2 protein-coding genes are annotated in these 2357 nt (G+C 67.7%); one reads left to right on the plus strand and one right to left on the minus strand.

Annotated features, from left to right (window positions below):
• Positions 1-921, plus strand: a 921-nt coding sequence (locus tag JOZ76_RS04715) for a tetratricopeptide repeat protein (protein WP_291697465.1), incomplete at its 5' end; no start/stop codon positions are given.
• 257 nt (positions 922-1178) lie between these two features.
• On the opposite strand, the gene JOZ76_RS04720 is transcribed toward JOZ76_RS04715, so the two are convergent.
• The gene (locus JOZ76_RS04720) at positions 1179-2123 is read right to left on the minus strand and encodes an IS481 family transposase (RefSeq protein ID WP_291697466.1); all 945 of its coding nucleotides are present in this window, start codon (positions 2121-2123) and stop codon (positions 1179-1181) included.
• Positions 2124-2357 lie beyond the last annotated feature (234 nt).

Consider the following 2357-nt stretch of genomic DNA (forward strand, 5'->3'; position numbering starts at 1 on the left):
GCCGACCGCTTCGACACCGATACCGGGAATCTCGCCAAGGCGCAGAGCGAGGTGACGGGGCGGCTGGCGCGCACGCTCAACCTCCAACTGGTGCAGGCGGCCGGGCGCAGGATCGAGCAGGAGGGCGCGGTCAACGCCGACGCACAGGATCTCGTCATGCGCGGCTGGGCGCTGTACCAGCGCACCCCGGCCGCCGCCAGCCGGGACGACGCCAGGCGGATGTTCGCCGCGGCGCTACGCCTCGACCCGAAATCTTACGACGCCAAGCTGGGCATTGCCGCCTCGCTGGTGGTCAATCTTGCCAACGGCCTCAGTGAACAGCCCGCAGAGGACGAGGCCGAGGCCGAGCGGCTGCTCGCCGAGCTGCTGGCCCGCGATTCCAACCGGACCGAGCTCCACGTCTCGATTGCGTTACTCCGCCGGGTGCAGAACCGCCTGCCCGAATCGCGGCTCGAATGGGAGCGGGCGATCGAGCTCGACCCCAACAACGCGGTGGCGATCGGCCAGCTTGGCGTGACCTTGATTTATCTCGGCGAGCCCGCCGCCGCGATCCCGCTCGAAGACAAGCGCATCCGGCTCAACCCCAACGACCCCAACATCGCCCTCGCCTACTGGTCGATCGGACTGGCGCATCTGCTGCAAAATCAGCTCGACGAGGCGATCGATTGGCTGACCAAGGCGCGCACCGCCAACCCGCGCGTCTATTATTTCTATCTCGACCTGGCGGCGGCGTACGCGCTGAAGGCTGAAATGCCCGACGCCAAGGCAGCGCTCGCCGAAGCGCTGAAGCTGCGGCCCGACATCAATTCGATGAAGCGGCAGCTGGCGCGCTGGGCCTACACCAACAACCCGGCCTACCGGGTGATGGCGGAAAAGACCATCGACGCCGGGCTGCGCAAGGCCGGCATGCCGGAGGACTGACGGGCACACCGTCGTTCCGATGCATGCCCTTCCGGGAGGGCATCGGATTGACGATCACTGCCGGACGCGGCTTTCCATAATCGCCGGCGCAGCGACGATGACGACGTCGCCGCGACTCATCGCGCATCCCTCGGACACCGCCTCTATCGAGCGCAAAGCATCTGCTTCGCTTTCCGGGTTCAGCCGCGCCGCCTGCGCCGCGATCCTTGTACGCACCTCGGCAGATCGAGCGTCCGGAACAACCAGCCGAACCTCGCCTAATTGTTGAAGCCAAGAACGTTGTTCAGCCTGGCGAGGGGTGTTCGGCCGCCGAGGGCTGAGTGCGGTCGGGCGTGATTGTAGTTGGTGATCCAGGGTTGCATGGCTTGGCCGCGCTCGGCGGAGGATTGGTAGGCCCGGGCATAGGCCCATTCGCGCAGCGATGTCTGGATGAAGCGCTCGGCCTTGCCGTTGGTTTTTGGCGTGTAGGGGCGGGTGCGGATATGCCGGATACCGGCCCCTGCAAGGCGTTGCCGGAAGTCGTGGCTGCGATAGGCGGAGCCGTTGTCGGTCATGACGCGCTCGACGGCAACGCCGAGCCGGGCGAACCAGAGGAGCGCGCGGTCGAGGAAGGCGATGGCGCTGAGTTTGGTCTCGTCGGGCAACAGCTCGGTGTAAGCCAGGCGCGAGGCGTCGTCGATCGCGACATGCAGTGCCTCCCAGCCGATGCCGCGCTTGCGATGGACGCCCGCGCGGTAGCCGGTGATGCGATGGCCGATGCCGTCGATCCGGCCGAGCTTCTTGGTGTCGAGGTGCAAGAGTTCGCCCGGCCGCTGGCGTTCGTAGCGCACCACCGGCGCCGGCGGATCGAGCGCCTTGAGGCGGCCGATACCCAGTCGGCGCAGCACCGCACCGACCGTCGAGCGCGGCAGGCCGAGCTGCCGCGCGATCCGGTCGCCGGTCAAACGCTGCCGCCGCAGCCGCGCGATCTCCCGGTCGCGCTCACTTGGCCCCGAGGCGCGGTATCGGGCGGGCGTCGAGCTGCGGTCTTGCAGGGCGATCTCGCCGCCCGCCCGATACCGCTTCAGCCATTCCCGGCAGCGGCGCTCGGAAAGACCGCCCGCCGAGGCCGCCTGGGCTACTCTCCAGCCCGCTTCCTCGATCCGCAAAACCATCAGGAGTCGACCCTGCGGCGTCAGACGCGCATTCTTATGGATGTTCATCCGGGGACCTTCGGGCTGCCGTTGGCGAGGTGTCGCAACCACAGCTTTCCAGTCCTACCCCGGATGAACAACCTTCATAGCTTCCACACCTAGGCGTCCGCAAACTCGGCGAGACAACGCCCGATCTCGGCCCCGGCCGCCGCCGCGTCGTCCTGCAGCATGCCGAGATGCGTTCCCGGCACCCGGCGAATCGCCAGATCGTCGAGGAAGCGGCGCCAGACCCGCTCCGGCCGG

The organism is Bradyrhizobium sp., from assembly GCF_019244115.1.
GTDB lineage: Bacteria > Pseudomonadota > Alphaproteobacteria > Rhizobiales > Xanthobacteraceae > Bradyrhizobium.

Bases quoted from the DNA above. Each gene is read 5' to 3' on its own strand.
- JOZ76_RS04720 (WP_291697466.1), bottom strand. From the start codon at position 2,123: ATGAACATCCATAAGAATGCGCGTCTGACGCCGCAGGGTCGACTCCTG.